Raw genomic sequence first — 15801 nt, 5'->3', positions numbered from 1 at the left:
GTCGGCTCAAAGCCTGTTCTTGCCGGAACTAATCTTACGCCGTAAGATAAAGTGGTCCAGAACGTCCTACCGACAGTGAGCACGGACCCCGCATGTTGCAGCACACGACCGACCGCAGGATGATGCGCGTGATCGGTAAAGAGCCGGTGGCCGACGGTGTCGTCGCGCTCACCCTCGCGGACACCGACGGGGGACAGGTGCCCCGGTGGGAGCCGGGGGCGCATATCGATCTCGTTCTCGATGACGACACGATCCGCCAGTACTCGCTGTGTGGCGAGGAATCCGACCCGACCGCGCTGCGTGTGGCGGTGTTGCGGGAGCGGGACGGACGTGGCGGATCGCGTCAGGTCCACGAACGGATCCGGGAAGGTGATGTACTCCCGATCATCGGACCGCGCAACAACTTTCCCCTCGTCGAAGGATCGGAGTATCTGTTCATCGCCGCGGTATCGGCATCACGCCGCTGATCCCGATGATGGCCCGTGCCGCCGCCGGCGGCGCCCGATGGTCGTTGCTCTTCGGCGGACGGACCCGCACGGCGATGGCCTTCGTCGACGAGCTCGAGGACCGGTATCCGGGGTCGGTGACGGCCCGGCCCCAGGACGTCCACGGACTACTCGATCTGGATGCAGCCCTCGACGAGGTCTCACCCGGCACCCAGGTCTACTGTTGCGGTCCGGAACCGCTGCTGCGTGCCGTCGAGGACCGGTGCCGTGACCGCGACGACGTCACGCTCCACGTGGAACATTTCACACCCAAGCATATCGATGATGCGCGGCCGGACACCACCTTCGAAGTGGTACTCGACCGCAGCGGCACCGCGGTGACCGACCGTCGGCGCCGACGAGAGCCTGCTCGACGCGCTGGAGCGCAGTGGCGTCGACGTCGAGTTCTCGTGCCGTGAGGGCACCTGCGGAACCTGCGAGACAGCCGTCCTCGACGGCATCCCCGAACACCGCGACTCGGTACTCGACGACGATGAGCGCGCCGCCAACGACTGCATGATGGTCTGCGTATCGCGCAGCTGCTCAGCACGACTCGTCCTGGATCTGTGATGACCGAACCACACACGGAACCGGTGGTCGTGCTCGAACGCGATGCCGAGATCGCCGTACTGCGACTCAACCGTCCTGATCGGCTGAACGCTTGCACCGTCGAGATGATCGACACGCTGATCGGGCTGTTCGACGTCTGTGACGCCGACGACACCATCCGGGCTGTGGTCGTGACCGGGACTGGTCGGGCCTTCTGCGCCGGGGCCGACCTCGAATCGGGTGGCGACACCTTCGCCGCGACCGCCGACGCCGACACCGGTGCGGTCCCGCCCGACAGCGGCGGCCGGCTCGCCCTGCGCATCTTCCGGTCGACCAAACCGGTGATCATGGCGATCAACGGTCCGGCAGCGGGCGTGGGGGTCACGATGACCCTGCCCGCAGATGTGCGGATCGCCTCCGACACAGCCAAGTTCGGATTCGTGTTCACCCGGCGGGGATTGGTTCCCGAAGCATGTTCGTCGTGGTTCCTGCCGCGGGTCGTCGGGATCGCGACCGCGGTGGAATGGACCATCGGCGCGCGGATGGTCACGGCGTCCGAGGCGCTCTCGGCCGGCCTCGTCCGAGAAGTGGTTCCGGCGAGCGCAGTTCGTGACCGGGCGATGGCGATCGCCCGCGAGATGACCGCCGGGACATCACCGGTATCGGTCGCCCTGACCCGCGCGATCATGTGGCGGATGCTCGGTGCACCGGATCCGCAGACGGCGCACCACGCCGAATCCGTCGCGATCTTCGAGCGCGGGTCGTCCGCCGACGTCACCGAGGGTGTGGAGGCATTCCTGGAGAAGCGGGCGCCGTCGTTCACCGGGCGGGTGTCCGACGGGCTGCCCGAGATCTTCGGCTGATCGCCGACGACCGGTCAGACGGCCATCGACGGTGCGGCGTCGAGGTCGTTGTCGGCGATGATCCCGTGCAGGAAGCTGCGGACCATCGCCTCGAACAGTTGCTTCTGTGTCAGTTCGTTGGCGGCCAGTGCCGCGGCGAGCTCGGGCTGGGAGTCCTCGGTGACGTTCGGGAAGATCGTCGACCGTGAACTCGCCGGTCGCGTCGCCTCGATCAGCGCCGCGCCGAGTGCGATCTTCTCCATCCCGTCGAGGATCTGCACATGCAACCGGCTCGGCACGCCGGATTCGGTCAGGAACCGTGACGTCTCCTCGTAGGTCGACGAGAACAGTTCGCGGGGAAGGTGTTCCAACAGCACGGGGGCGGCATTGCGATGCCGCAGGATGGACTGTCGGAAGTTCACCGCGAGGGTGACGAAGAACTCCGGCCAGTCGGGGCCGGGCCGGCGCCGCGGACTGCGCACCGCGGTGCCCCCGATGTGGCGGGCGACCTCGGTGAGGATCTCGTTCTTGTCGGCGAAGTGGTGATACAACGACGGCGCACGGACCCCGAGATGCTTGGCCAGGCGGGGCAGGCTGAACGCCTCGAGCCCTTCGGAGTCGATGATGTCGATCGACGCCTCGACCGCCGCCGAACGGCTGATCAGTGGTTTGGACGGGCGCGCCATCGATGCACCTTCCTTCCGGCGACGTGTGTCTGTCCAGGATAGATTCCCGCCGTGCGGGCACAGAACCGGACACACCCCGGCCGACATGGGAAAACGAGAAAGTGCATCATGGGATGATGGCTGCCTTCCCGACCGACGAGACCGCGGGTGCCCTGACTCCGACGCGGGAGAACGTGATCCTCGTGCACTGGCACGATCTCGGACGCCATCTGGCCTGTTACGGCGCAACCGGGGTCCAGAGCCCGAATCTGGATGCGCTCGCCGCCTCCGGTATCCGCTTCGCCGACGCCCACGCGACCGCCCCGCTGTGTTCCCCGGCCCGCGGATCGCTGTTCACCGGGCAGTATCCGCACCACAACGGGCTAGTCGGGCTGGCCCATCACGGCTTCGCCTACCGCCCCGGTACCCGCACCCTGCCCGCGATCCTGTCGGACGCGGGATACCGCTCGGTGCTGTTCGGCATGCAGCACGAGAGCACCGACCCCACCAGCATCGGGTTCGATACGATCGACGTCTCCGACTCCCGGTGCGACCACGTGGTGGCCGAATCCCAGGCGTGGCTCCGTCGGTACGTCGACGCCGGATCGGACCGGCCGTTCCTGCTGACCGCGGGGTTCTTCGAGACCCATCGGCCCTACCCGGCCGACGAATACGATCCTGCCGACCCCACCACCTTCGACGTCCCGGAGTTCCTGCCCGACACCGCCGACGTCCGTGACGACCTCGCCGGCCTGCACGGCAGCATCACCAAGGCCGACGCCGCAGTCGGCCGCCTCCTCGACACCGTCGAGGCGCTCGGACTGGCGGAGAGCACCTGGATCGTCTTCGTCACCGACCACGGCCTCGCCTTCCCCCGCGCCAAGTCGACGCTCTACGCCGAGGGGACCGGAGTGGCACTGATCATCCGGCCGCCCACCGCCCGGGGCATCGGGCCGCGTGTCTACGACGACCTGTTCTCCGGCGTCGACCTCACCCCGACGATCCTCGACTGGCTGGGCGTCGTCACACCCGATGACGTCGACGGCGACTCCCACGCAGCCGAAATCGCTGTGCCGCAATCGGAGTCACCGGTGCGCGACGAGGTCTTCACCGAGAAGAACTATCACGACGCCTACGATCCGATCCGCGCCATCCGGACCAAGACCCACAGCTACATCGAGAACTATGCGCACCGGCCGGAACTGCTGCTGCCGCTCGACATCGCCGACAGCCTGTCGGCCCGGTCGATCGCCGCGTCGAGCACAACCCGCGAGCGTTCGCACGTCGAGCTCTACGATCTGACTTCTGATCCTCGTGAGCGAAACAACCTCGCCGACGACCCGGCATACGCCGCCGTCCGGGCCGACCTCGCCGATCGCCTCGCACAGTGGCGGCACCGCACGGCCGACAGTCTGCCCACCGAGGACGAAGGGACTGCTGTCGCCGCGCGATTCATGGCGATCTTCCATGCGAAATCGCAAGAGGCACAACCGGATGAAGAAGCTCTTCCATCCCGTCGTCCGCTCGGTGCGCGGCGCGAGCTCGACGGCGACATCGCCACCGGTGACGGTGCGTCGGTGAGTACCTCGGTGGCGGCGTCCCCACGCCGCTGACTGGTCTGCACGTTCAGTTCACGATGTCAATATTTGACCGCCCGCTGACCGTAAAACACCAGGTTGCAGGTGGTTTCGGGCTGGCTAGACTGTGCCGATGCCAACCAGTGAGAACTATCTCGTCTGCGCGAGCCAGCGCAGCGGGAGCACGCTGCTCGTCGAGTCCCTCTCGGCGACCGGGGTGGCGGGGGCCCCGGAGGAGTTCTTCCAGTACTTCAGCTCGTCGTCGCAGGCCCCGCAACCACGGGAATGGTTCGCCGACGTCGACGATTCCACGATCCTGAGCCTGCTCGACGACGTCGAACCGGGCGAGGTGGACACCCGCGACTTCGTGAGGTGGCGTGCGGACGTCCTCGCCGCCGGCCGGACCCCGAACGGTGTGTGGGGCGGCAAACTGATGTGGAACCAGACACCTCTGCTCGTCGCCCGCACCCGCACCGGTACCGGTTCCCTACGGACCGCGATCCGCCAGCTCCTCGGAACCGATCCGCTGTTCGTCCACGTCTACCGGGAAGACGTGGTGTCCCAGGCGGTGTCGATGTGGCGGGCGGTGCAGACACGTGTGTGGCGTGACGGTCACGGTCCGCATGTCGACGCCGACCGTGATGCCCGTGCCGAGTACAACGCGGAGGGGATCGCGTACCTCGCGGGAATCCTCCTCGAACAGGAACGGCAATGGCGGCGTTGGTTTTCCGACGAGGGGATCGAACCCTTCGACGTCGAGTTCGGACAACTCGTCAAGGATCCGCAGGGCACCACCGCCCGGGTGCTGACCGCCCTCGGGCTCGATCCGGCGCTCGCGCCGCCACCGCCGCTGAAACCGCAGTCCAATGCCCGCTCCAAAGAATGGGCGCAGCGCTATCGCCGCGATGCGGAAAGGAACGGATACCCCCAATGACCACCGAACTCACCGACACCCCAGCCGATCCGATCACCACCCCCGACTTGCCCGATACCGATACCGAGGCCGGTGCCGACGTCGATCACGTTGCGGCACTGCGTGTGCTGGAAGCCGAGTCGGTGCACATCATCCGCGAGGTGGCCGCCGAGCTCGAACGGCCGGTGCTGCTGTTCTCTGGCGGAAAGGACTCCATCGTCCTGCTCCGCCTGGCGGAGAAGGCATTCCGGCCCAATCCGCTGCCCTTCCCGATCCTGCACGTCGACACCGGACACAACTTCGACGAGGTCATCGAGTTCCGTGATCGCCGCGTCGCCCCGACCGCCGACAACCCGGCCGGCATCAAGCTGATCGTCGCGTCGGTACCCGACGCCATCGCGGCCGGCCGGATCGCCGAGTCGGCCGACCCGTCCGGGTCACGAAATCGGTTGCAGACACCGGTCCTGCTGGACGCCTTGGAGGCGGGCGGATTCGATGCGGCCTTCGGTGGCGCCCGCCGCGACGAGGACCGTGCCCGCGCCAAGGAACGGGTGTTCAGCTTCCGCGACGAGTTCGGCCAGTGGGATCCGCGCGCCCAGCGCCCCGAGCCGTGGTCGCTGTACAACGGGCGGATCCGCCGCGGCGAGTCGGTTCGCGTGTTCCCCCTGAGCAATTGGACCGAACTCGACATCTGGCGCTACATCGAACTGGAGGATCTCGAGCTCCCGTCGATCTACTTCGCGGCACAGCGCGAGGTGTTCGACCGCGACGGGATCCTGCTGGCGGTCTCGGAGTTCTCGCAACCGGACTCGCCGTCGGAGGTGTCCACCGAGTGGGTGCGGTACCGCACCGTCGGCGACCTCACCATCACCGGTGCGGTCCGGTCACAGGCGGCAAGTCTCGACGAGATCATCGCCGAGATCAGTGTGGCGACGGTCAGTGAACGAGGCGAGACCCGCGCCGACGACCGGACGTCGTCGGCCGCGATGGAAGATCGCAAGCGAGAGGGCTACTTCTGATGACGCAGGCAACCACCGCACCCACGGCACCGGAACGCGATGCGGCACCGCGTCGTCAGATCCTGCGGCTGGCGACGGCGGGCAGCGTCGACGACGGGAAGTCCACCCTGATCGGTCGTCTGCTCCACGACACCGGGAGCCTTCCGACCGACCACCTGGCCGGGGTGACCTCCGACGACGGCGACGTGGACCTCGCCGCGCTCTCCGACGGCCTGCGGGCCGAGCGTGAGCAGGGCATCACCATCGACGTCGCCTACCGCTTCTTCGCCAGCGACACCCGCAACTACGTCCTCGCCGACACCCCGGGCCACGAGCGCTACACCCGCAACACCTTCACCGGTGCCTCCAACGCCCATGTCGCGGTGCTGCTGGTGGATGCGCGAAAAGGACTGCAGCGCCAGACCCGTCGGCACGCGCGGATCGCCACCCTGGTGGGGGTGCCGCATGTGATCGCGGCGGTCAACAAGATCGATCTGGTGGACTTCTCCGCCGATCGGTTCGCCGAGTTGCAGGCCGAGCTGAACGAACTGGCCGTCCAGCTGGGCATCGGGGAGATCCTGGCCATCCCGGTCGCCGCCAAGCACGGCGACAACGTGGTGCACCGTTCGGACCACACCCCGTGGTACACCGGGCCGACGCTGCTGGAGTACCTGGAATCGGTGGAACTGCAGGCACCTTCGCCGCAGGCCCGCGAACTGCGTCTGCCGGTGCAGTGGGTGTCGCGGCCGGGACCGGACGGCAAACGCAACTACACCGGTCGGGTCGCGGCGGGCACGGTGCGTGTCGGTGATCCGGTGCAGGTGCTGCCGTCGGGGTCGCGCAGCGTGGTGACCGCCCTCGACGCCCTCGACGACACCCGGGACGTGGCGGTCGCGGGGCTGTCGATCTCGGTGCAGCTGGCCGACGAGATCGACATCGGCCGCGGCGACGTGATCATCAGCGGCGCCGACGACGCCCACCTCCCGGTGGCGGCCCGGGAACTGTCGGCCACGGTGTGCTGGCTGGCGCAGGCGCCGCTGCACGCGGGCGACCGGGTGGCACTCAAGCAGGGGACACGCACGGTGCGGGCCACCGTGCAGTCCCTGGAACGTCGCCTGGACCCGGAGTCGCTGCTCGAGGTGGTCGGTCCGACGGAGTTGGGACTCAACGACATCGGCACCATCACACTGCGGACGTCGTCGGTCGTGGTGGCCGACCGCTACACCGAGAACCGTGACACCGGTGCGTTCATCCTGATCGACGAGTCCTCCAACGACACCGTCGGCGCGGGGACGATCCTCGAGCCGCGGGAGGTGATCCCGGGCAAGGCCACCCGCAACGACATCAAGTGGCATCCGAGCTCGCTGAACCGCACCGAACGCTGGGCCAAGACCGGGCAACGCGGGGCGACGGTGTGGCTCACCGGACTCCCCGCGTCGGGCAAGTCCACCGTGGCGGTGGCACTGGAACGGGAACTGGTCAACCGGACCCGGGTCGCCTATCTCGTCGACGGCGACAACATCCGCCACGGCATCTCCGACGATCTCGGTTTCTCCCCGGGGGACCGTGCCGAGAACATCCGGCGCGTCGGCCATCTGGCGCGGCTGTTCGCCGACGCCGGGGTGATCGCCATCGCGTCGATGGTGTCGCCGTTGCACTCCGACCGTGCGATCGCCCGCGAACTGCACGAGGCGGCCGATCTCGACTTCATCGAGGTCCACGTCTCCACACCGGTCTCCGAGTGCGAACGCCGCGATCCCAAGGGGCTCTATGCGCGGGCACGGCGCGGCGAGCTCAAGGGGCTGACCGGCGTCGACGCACCCTACGAGAAGCCCGTCTCCCCGGATCTGCGGTTCGACACCACCGGCGCCGACATCGGTGAACTCGCCGAGCGGGTGCTGGCGCTGCTGGTCGGACGGGGCATCATCGAGGGGTGAGCTGTTGCCATCCGGATCGTGATCCCGGCGGCCCTCCCGTGGGGAGTGCCGACCGGGACACCGGTGGCGGCATGGGAACGCACCGGATCGACTCGGTGCGGATACCCGCGGGCCGGTTCCGGATGGGCGATGCCTTCGACGAGGGATACCGCACCGACGGCGAGGTGCCCGTCCACGAGGTCATGGTGTCGGGTTTCGACATCGACGTGACCACGGTGACCAATGCCGCGTTCGCCGCCTTCGTCGCCGACACCGGGTACGTCACCGATGCCGAACGGTTCGGGTCGTCCGCGGTGTTCGCGTCGGCCGTGCGGTCCGGGGACCCGGATGTGCGACCCGCCCGCGTCCCGGGCGTCCCGTGGTGGGCCGATGTGCCCGGTGCCCGATGGGACCGGCCGTTCGGGCCGGCGAGCACTCTCGACGGCCTCGGCGATCATCCCGTCGTCCACGTCTCCCACCATGATGCACAGGCGTATTGCGTGTGGGCGGGCCGTCGGCTGCCCACCGAGGCGGAATGGGAGTACGCGGCCCGCGGCGGACTCGACGGCGCGCGGTTCCCGTGGGGTGACGAGTATCCGAGCGCAGGGGATATGCGGTGCAACATCTTTCGCGGCACCTTCCCCGACGCCCCGGACGATGTGGTGGGAACGATGCCGGCGCGGTCGTTCGCCCCCAACGGATACGGGCTCTACCAGGCGGTGGGCAACGTCTGGGAGTGGTGCGCCGACCGATTCGGTGTGCGCACCTACCGGACGGACCCGACTGCGGCGCCGGTGGCCGATCCGACCGGAGCGCGCCGTGGCAGTGCCCGGGTGTTGCGCGGGGGCAGTTACCTCTGTCACGACTCCTACTGTCGCCGCTACCGGGTGGCCGCTCGCTCGCACAATGGGCCGGACGCCTCGGCCGGAAACATCGGATTCCGTACGGCGGCAACGGTATCGGTGACCTGATCCGTTCTACGGGGTGTTCCCCAGCATGGTCTTGCCGTACCAGTCGCCGATCTTGGACAGCCCCGGGCCGATCGCCCACAGGGAACTCGAGATCGGGGAGACGTACTCGTTCATCGCGTCCTGCGCGAGGTTGTTCTGGATTCGGACGAACTGCTCGTGCGCGTTCTTCTGGTAGGCCATGAAGAACAGTCCCGCCGCCAGCGTGCCGGTGCGGGTGTCGATGCCGTCGGTGTAGTTGTAGCCGCGCCGCAGGATCTGGGCGCCGCCGTTGTTGTCGGGGTGGGCCAGGCGCACGTGTGAGAACGGGTGGATGGCCGGTTGCCCGTCGGTCTTCGCGGTGAAGTCGAGGGTGGCGAACTCGTCGCCACCGGACAGCGGCGCGCCGGACTCCTTGACCCGCCCGAAGATCCGTTCCTGGTCGGTGATGTCGTCGGAGTCCCATGCCTCGATGTGCATGCGGATCTTGCGGGTGACGAGGTAGCTGCCGCCCTTCATCCAGTCCTGGTCGGTCTCGTCGCCCACCCACACCCATTCACCGGCGACGGCGGGCTCCTCGGCCTTGATGTTGGCGGTACCGTCCTTGAACCCGAACAGGTTTCGGGGGGTCACCTGGGAGGTACTGGTCGCCGAGGCGCGTCCGAATCCCTCCTGCAGCCAGCGCAACGTCACCACGTTGCGGCCGATGCGGGCGAGGTTGCGGATCGCGTGGAAGGCCACCTGCGGATCCTCGGAGCAGGCCTGGACGCACACGTCGCCGCCGCTGATCGTCGGGTCGATGGTGGTGTCGGTGGCCAGCTGCCCCAACGGTTGCAGGGCGGCCGGACGCTTGTCCTGCAGGCCCAGCCGGTCGTCGAAGAACGTCGGACCGAATCCGACGGTGACGGTCAGCCGGTGTGCGCCGAGGTCGAAGGCCTCACCGGTGTCGGCGGGCGGGGTCATCGGGCGGCTCTCGACGGGGCCGACCGGTTTGCCCTGCGTGAGCAGGCTGGCCGCCGCCGCCCACCGGGCGAGCATCGTCTGCACCGACGGCACGGTGGCCGAGTCCTTGAGGTCGAAGGCGGCGAAGACCAGTGAATTCTGCTGGCGGGTGATGATTCCGGCCTGGTGCTCGCCGTAGAACGGCTCCACCTCGGCGTCGGTGTCGGTGCCGCCGGAGGCCGCGGCATAGCCGATGCCGGCGCCCGCGGCACCACCGACGGCCAGACCTGCCCCGGCCAGGCCGACGCCGGCGAGGAAACGGCGACGATCGACCCGTGGCCCGTCGGGCTCGGGGTGGGTTTCTGGCGTGTCGGTGGTGCTCATGGGAGTTCTCTCGGCGAAGGGGGTCGGTGTCGGGTCAGCTCGCGGCCGCGATCTTGCCGCCGGCCTGCGAGAGCGGGTCCTTGACGGCGATGATGGCGGCGGCCATCTCACGCTTCTGCTCCGGCGACACCTGGTCGAAGCTCTTGAATCCGCCGGGACCGTTGGGATCCCGGAAGGAGTCGATGAGCTCGGTGACCTTGTCGAAGGCCTGCTGGATGGTGGTGGTCAGCTGCGGGTCGATCTGGTTGAGCGCCGGCTTGACGATGGCGAACGCCTGCTGGCTGCCCTCGATGTTGGCGTACATGTCGACGAAGTCGATGTGCGAGTACGCCTCCTCCTCGCCGGTCAGCTTGCTGGTGGACACCTCGTCGAGGAGATCGCCTGCGCCGTTGATGATGTCGGCGGGCTTGACCTCGAAGGTCGGCTCGTTGACCAGCTGCTGCAGTTCTTTGACGTTGGTCAGCAACTGTTCGGCGACCGGGGTCATGCCGTCGAGGTTGCCGGCCTCCCACAGCTGCTTCTCCAGCACGTGGAAACCGGTCCACTTGTCGGTGGGGCCGAGGGCGTCGGGGCGGGCGTCGATCGCGACGTCGAGGTTGACGGCATTGTTGTCCGAGCAGTCCTCGGCTCCGTTGGCGCAGAAGGCGCCTGCGATCGGCTCGATGCGCTCGTAATAGGGGCGGGCCTTGATGTAGGCGTCCTTGGCGGCGGCGACGTCGCCGGCCTTGACCGCATCGACGAGCACGGTGGTGGCATCGGTCAGTCCGTTGACCTGGGTGATGACGTACTGCTTGTATTCGTTCGCCGCGGCGGCGAGCTGATCGGCGACGGTGCCGGTGGCCTGCACGGCCTGGCCGGACACGGTGAAGGTGGTCTTCTCGTTGGTCGCGCCGGGGCAGTAGATCTGGTATTCGCCGCCGTCGAGCTTGTGGGAGAAGGAGGTGGCGGTCATACCGGGGGCGATGTTCTCGCGCTCGGCGAGGATCTTGCCGTCCTTGAGCAGCTCGACCTCGCTGACGGCGGCGGCGTCGGTGTTGGAGATCTCGAAGGTGATGGCTCCGGCGTCGACCTTGTCCGGGGTCACCTTGCAGCCGTCGTTGGTCATCTCGACCTTGACCGTCTTGGTGTCGCCCGACGACGAGCTGTCGTCGTCGCTGCTACACGCGGCGATACCTACGATGGCCACTGCGGTCGCCCCTACGGCGACAACTCGGCGTGCCCTCATCGGGTGTTCTCCTTTTTCTCGAACGGCCGCTCGGTGACGGCGGTTTCGGGTTTGGGGACCGGGGTCCCCGGATCGGCCGGTGTGTCCGGACGACGACGCGGCCACAGCAGGATCGCTGCGGCGGCAGCAAGTACCGCGGCGATCACCACGAGCGTGACCGGGATGGTCACGGCCCGTGAATCGTGGGCTTGCTGTTGGTCTCTGGCATCCTCGACGGACGCGAGATCGGCCGCGGTGGCCTGATGTATGGCGGTGAACGTGGCGACCTTGCCGAGGACTGCCGCCGCACCGGCGGCCGGGGTGACCGTGGCGGTCACCGCATAGGTCACCTCGGTGGCGAGGGGAGTGGCGAAGTCCGGGTCCACCGAGACGGTGACGTCGGCACTGACCGCATAGATCACCGGTGCGGTGTCGCCGAACTTGCGGGGATCGAGACCCACCGGCAGCCGGCCGCCGTTGGCCGCGGCGATCTGCGGCAGAGTCACCCGTTGCGGGGCCCCGGGGACGATCTGTTCGATCGGCAGGTCGGGAACGACCACCTGGTGATAGGTGGGCGCGGCGATGGTGCCGACCGGGGTGGTGGCGCCACCGGTCATCGCCGGCAGCGCGGTGGTCACACCGTCGGTGGTCAGCGACCCGGTCGCGGTGTCCCCGGCGTTCCCCGTGGCCGCGTCGGTGGAGTCGACGGTGGTGGAGTCGAGGGTGACGGCCACGTGCTCGGGGGCGTGGGCGGTCAGGCCGGTGAGGATGCCGCTGGTCTGCGGGGCGGTGGTGATCGCGGCGTCGAGGGTGCGCGTGCCGGCGCCGTCGGGTGCCACGGGTGCGGTGAGGAAGGTGACGAGGGCGGCGATCGCCGACAGTCCGGCCAGCGTCGCGGTCACCAGACCGACCGCGCGGCGCGGGAAGGGGCGGCTCGCCGGCCAGAGCACCACGGTGCCGACCACGACGAGGTAGATCGCCCACCCGAGGACCTCGATCAGGACGGGTTTGGTGGGGATACCCAGGACGCCGGTGATCAGAGATGCCTGCACGGTGCCGGGACGGACCAGCCAGGTGAGGTCGACGACCTGCTGCTGGCCCACGTCGAGCCAGCCCGCCTCGTGGGCGGTGCGCAGCGCGGTCATCACCAGTCCGGCGGCGACCAGGGCGAGCAGTGCGCCGGTGACGGTGAAGAAGCGCGACAGGTTGATCCGCACACCGCCGCGGTAGATGCCGTAGCCCAACGCCACCGACACCGCGATCCCGAGCACCGCACCGGTCGCCGACGGCAACGCGTTCTGCGACGAGTTGAAGGCGGCCACGAGGAAGACCGAGGTCTCCAGGCCCTCGCGCAGGACCGCCAGGAATGCCATCACGGCGAACGCAATGGCCGACCCGTCATCCATCGCCTCCGCCGCCGCGGATTCGAGATCGCCCTTGAGATCGCGTGCGTGCCTGCGCATCCAGACGATCATGTAGGTGACCATCGCGACCGCGACGACGCCGATCACCGTTTCCAGCATCTCCTGCTGGCGCTGCGGGAGATCCCGGGACAGGATCTCGAGTCCGACGGCGACGGCGACGCAGATCGTGATCGCGACACCCACGCCGATCCACATCCAGCGCAAGGCGTCGGTGCGGTTCTGGCGGCGCAGGAAGGCGGCGATGATGCCGACGATCAAGGCGGCTTCGAGCCCTTCGCGCAGTCCGATGATGAAGGTGGCCAGCATCAGGCGTTCACCGCTTTTCCTACGAATGGGGTGACGACTCGGTGGCCACGCTGTGCCGCACCCGAATCGCCGGAAATGTCAGAATCGCGCGGAGTGTGCGCCAGCACGGATTCCGCGGTCCCGGTCGCGGACACCGGGGGCGTGATGCCCGTGACGGTCGTGTCCATGCGTGCTCTCTCGGTTATCGGCCTCCGCCGACACCGCCACAGTGGGCGGATGGTGTGGTGAGGCTAACCGATCACAGTAGTCCTGTGCGCCGGGAACCGCCGGGGGGGATGGACAGTTGTGTCTACGTCGACCCGGAAGATTTGGGATCCGGCACCCCGGATGTGCGAAGGTATGTCGCTGTGCCGGTCCACGGGTGGACCGGCGGATACTCCGGGGACATGTGGTGCGGCGTCCGGGTGTCCGGATGGCGGAGTCGAAAGGTGATACGGGTGCGTTCGGGTAGGGGAGAACGTCGGATCCGTCGAGCGGTCCTGATGGCGGTGACCGGAGTGGTCGGATCGATCACCCTGACCAGCTGCCTGGACCTGCCGTCCAACGAGCGGCCCGACATCCCCGACGGCATCCCGCCCGCGATGGGAGTGCCGCAGCCCTACATCGACATCAACTCCCCGGGCCGTACCGCGGAACTGATGCGGGCCTGGGCCGAACCGATCTCCGAGGGCACCGGGATACCGCTGGTGTCCCTGGAGGCATACGGCAATGCCGCCGAGATCCAGCGTCAGCAGCACCCCGAATGCGGGATCGGCTGGACCACGCTCGCCGGGATCGCCGGGGTGGAGAGCAAACACGGCACCTACCGTGGTGCGAAGGTCGCCGACAACGGTGACGTGTCGCCGGCGATCCGCGGTGTCCCGCTCGACGGCACCCGCGGCAACCTGGAGATCCCCGACACCGACCGCGGAAAGCTCGACGGCGACACCACCCATGACCGTGCGATGGGCCCCTTCCAGTTCATCCCGGAGACCTGGCAGCGGTACGGCGTCGACGCCAACGGGGACGGCAAGGCCGATCCCGACAACATCGACGACGCCGCGCTGTCGGCGGCCCGGTACCTGTGCGTCTCCTCCGGCGGGGACATGACCACCGCGCAGGGATGGGAGAAGGCCGTCATGGTCTACAACAACTCGATGTCCTACGTTCTCGACGTGCGCGATCATGCCAACGCCTACTCGGTGAACGTCCGATTCTGAGCGTCCCCGACGCCCGGTCACGAGACCTGACGGCGTGTCGGGGACGGGCGGTGACCACCAGGTCACATGCCGACGGGACCGCCGCGCCGTCATGCCCTAGGCTTTGACCCGTACCTGTCGGCGCGCAGATACGCCGACCCGTCCATCGAAGGGGCTTCATCGTGGCAATCATCGAACAGGTTGGCGCACGCGAGATCCTCGACTCGCGGGGCAACCCGACGGTCGAGGTGGAGGTCGTGCTCGACGACGGTACGTTCACCCGGGCCGCAGTGCCGTCGGGCGCCTCCACCGGTGAGCACGAGGCCGTGGAGCTGCGTGACGGTGGCGAGCGCTACCTCGGCAAGGGCGTCACCAATGCCGTCGAGGGTGTCCTCGGTGAGCTGGCCCCCGCGGTGATCGGTCTCGACGCCGAAGAGCAGCGCCTCGTCGACCAGGCCCTGCTGGACTGCGACGGCACCTCCGACAAGAGCCGGATCGGTGCCAACGCCATCCTCGGTGTCTCCCTCGCCGTGGCCAAGGGCGCCGCGGAGGCGGCCAACCTGCCGCTGTTCCGCTACATCGGCGGACCCAACGCGCACATCCTGCCGGTGCCGATGATGAACATCATCAACGGCGGCGAGCACGCCGACAACGGCATCGACTTCCAGGAGTTCATGATCGCGCCGGTCGGCGCCCCGAGCTTCAAGGAGGCCCTGCGCTGCGGCGCCGAGGTCTACCACCACCTGAAGACCGTGCTGCACAAGCAGGGTCTGAACACCGCGCTCGGCGACGAGGGCGGATTCGCCCCCGATCTGCCGCACACCGAGGCCGCGATCTCGGTGATCGGCGAGGCCGTCGAGAAGGCCGGCTACACCTTCGGCCGTGACGTCGTCATCGCGCTCGACGCCGCGTCCACCGAGTTCTTCTCCCAGGGCGTCTACAAGCTCGAGGGCAAGGAGTTCAGCTCCGACGAGATGGTGCCGTTCTACGAGAAGCTGATCGCCGACTTCCCGATCGTCTCGATCGAGGACGGTCTGTCCGAGGACGACTGGGCCGGCTGGGCCAAGCTGACCGAGGCCATCGGTGACAAGGTGCAGCTCGTCGGTGACGACCTGTTCGTCACCAACCCGGAGCGGCTCGAGGAGGGCATCTCCAAGGGCATCGCCAACGCGCTGCTGGTGAAGGTCAACCAGATCGGCACCCTCACCGAGACCCTCGACGCGGTGGCCCTGGCCCACAACAACAGCTACAAGACGATGATGAGCCACCGGTCCGGCGAGACCGAGGACACCACCATCGCCGACCTCGCCGTCGCCTGTGGCTGCGGCCAGATCAAGACCGGTGCGCCGGCCCGTAGCGAGCGCGTGGCCAAGTACAACCAGCTGCTGCGCATCGAGGAGGGCCTCGGTGATGCGGCACGCTACGCCGGTGACCTCGCCTTCCCGCGGTTCTCGTTTGGTTCGTGATTAGC

At 68.1% G+C, this 15801-nt stretch carries 12 protein-coding genes and 1 pseudogene; 9 read left to right on the top strand and 4 right to left on the bottom strand.

Annotation, left to right across the window (positions count from 1 at the left end; all coding sequences use genetic code 11):
• The first annotated feature begins 92 nt into the window (after nt 1-92).
• Nucleotides 93-1055, top strand: a pseudogene (locus GD1_RS25485) (PDR/VanB family oxidoreductase).
• Nucleotides 1055-1897 (top strand): enoyl-CoA hydratase-related protein, encoded by an 843-nt coding sequence (locus GD1_RS16630; protein ID WP_059038353.1) that lies wholly within the window; start codon nt 1055-1057, stop codon nt 1895-1897. Before GD1_RS25485 ends, GD1_RS16630 begins: the two are co-directional and overlap by 1 nt.
• Before the next feature lie 14 nt (nt 1898-1911).
• On the opposite strand, the gene GD1_RS16625 is transcribed toward GD1_RS16630, so the two are convergent.
• The gene (locus GD1_RS16625) at nt 1912-2562 is read right to left on the bottom strand and encodes a TetR family transcriptional regulator (RefSeq protein ID WP_053778429.1); all 651 of its coding nucleotides are present in this window, start codon (nt 2560-2562) and stop codon (nt 1912-1914) included.
• Nucleotides 2563-2678: 116 nt separating this feature from the next.
• Here GD1_RS16625 and GD1_RS16620 point away from each other — a divergent pair, with 116 nt between their 5' ends.
• The 5 genes from GD1_RS16620 (at nt 2679) to GD1_RS16600 (ending at nt 8916) form a co-directional block, all read left to right on the top strand.
• Nucleotides 2679-4154, top strand: coding sequence for a sulfatase family protein (locus tag GD1_RS16620; RefSeq protein WP_059038363.1), 1476 nt, complete (start codon nt 2679-2681; stop codon nt 4152-4154).
• A gap of 97 nt (nt 4155-4251) precedes the next feature.
• The gene (gene stf0, locus GD1_RS16615) at nt 4252-5052 is read left to right on the top strand and encodes a trehalose 2-sulfotransferase (protein ID WP_059038351.1); all 801 of its coding nucleotides are present in this window, start codon (nt 4252-4254) and stop codon (nt 5050-5052) included.
• Entirely contained in the window at nt 5049-6050 is a 1002-nt protein-coding gene (gene cysD / locus GD1_RS16610; RefSeq protein WP_238403783.1) for a sulfate adenylyltransferase subunit CysD, read from the top strand. The genes stf0 and cysD overlap by 4 nt, the downstream gene beginning before the upstream one ends.
• A complete protein-coding gene (gene cysC / locus GD1_RS16605; protein ID WP_059038349.1) occupies nt 6050-7966 on the top strand; it encodes an adenylyl-sulfate kinase in 1917 nt (638 codons plus the stop codon). The genes cysD and cysC overlap by 1 nt, the downstream gene beginning before the upstream one ends.
• Nucleotides 7963-8916: a formylglycine-generating enzyme family protein gene (locus GD1_RS16600; protein ID WP_444979452.1), complete on the top strand. Its 954-nt coding sequence runs from the start codon at nt 7963-7965 to the stop codon at nt 8914-8916. The genes cysC and GD1_RS16600 overlap by 4 nt, the downstream gene beginning before the upstream one ends.
• Nucleotides 8917-8922: 6 nt before the next feature.
• Here the strand turns inward: GD1_RS16600 and efeB are convergent, their stop codons facing one another.
• Genes efeB through efeU form a run of 3 tightly spaced genes read right to left on the bottom strand, consistent with a single transcriptional unit; the run spans nt 8923 to nt 13152 of the window.
• Nucleotides 8923-10218 carry an iron uptake transporter deferrochelatase/peroxidase subunit gene (gene efeB, locus GD1_RS16595; protein WP_059038348.1) on the bottom strand — a complete coding sequence of 432 codons (1296 nt, stop codon included), beginning with the start codon at nt 10216-10218 and terminating at the stop codon, nt 8923-8925.
• A 34-nt stretch (nt 10219-10252) separates the two neighbouring features.
• Complete coding sequence (gene efeO, locus GD1_RS16590) at nt 10253-11443, bottom strand: iron uptake system protein EfeO (RefSeq protein ID WP_059038346.1); 1191 nt, start codon at nt 11441-11443, stop codon at nt 10253-10255.
• Nucleotides 11440-13152: an iron uptake transporter permease EfeU gene (efeU, locus tag GD1_RS24370; protein ID WP_083534295.1), complete on the bottom strand. Its 1713-nt coding sequence runs from the start codon at nt 13150-13152 to the stop codon at nt 11440-11442. The genes efeO and efeU overlap by 4 nt, the downstream gene beginning before the upstream one ends.
• 482 nt (nt 13153-13634) lie before the next feature.
• Between efeU and GD1_RS16580 the strand changes: the two genes are divergently transcribed.
• On the top strand, nt 13635-14351 hold the full coding sequence (locus tag GD1_RS16580; protein ID WP_053778425.1) for a lytic transglycosylase domain-containing protein: 717 nt from the start codon (nt 13635-13637) through the stop codon (nt 14349-14351).
• A 161-nt stretch (nt 14352-14512) separates the two neighbouring features.
• Entirely contained in the window at nt 14513-15796 is a 1284-nt protein-coding gene (gene eno / locus GD1_RS16575; RefSeq protein WP_020789567.1) for a phosphopyruvate hydratase, read from the top strand.
• Nucleotides 15797-15801 lie beyond the last annotated feature (5 nt).

It is taken from the genome of Gordonia desulfuricans NBRC 100010 (assembly GCF_001485495.1).
GTDB classification, from domain to species: domain Bacteria; phylum Actinomycetota; class Actinomycetes; order Mycobacteriales; family Mycobacteriaceae; genus Gordonia; species Gordonia desulfuricans.
Note: the sequence above shows the minus strand (reverse complement) of the source record. Positions and strands in the feature narration are given on the sequence as shown.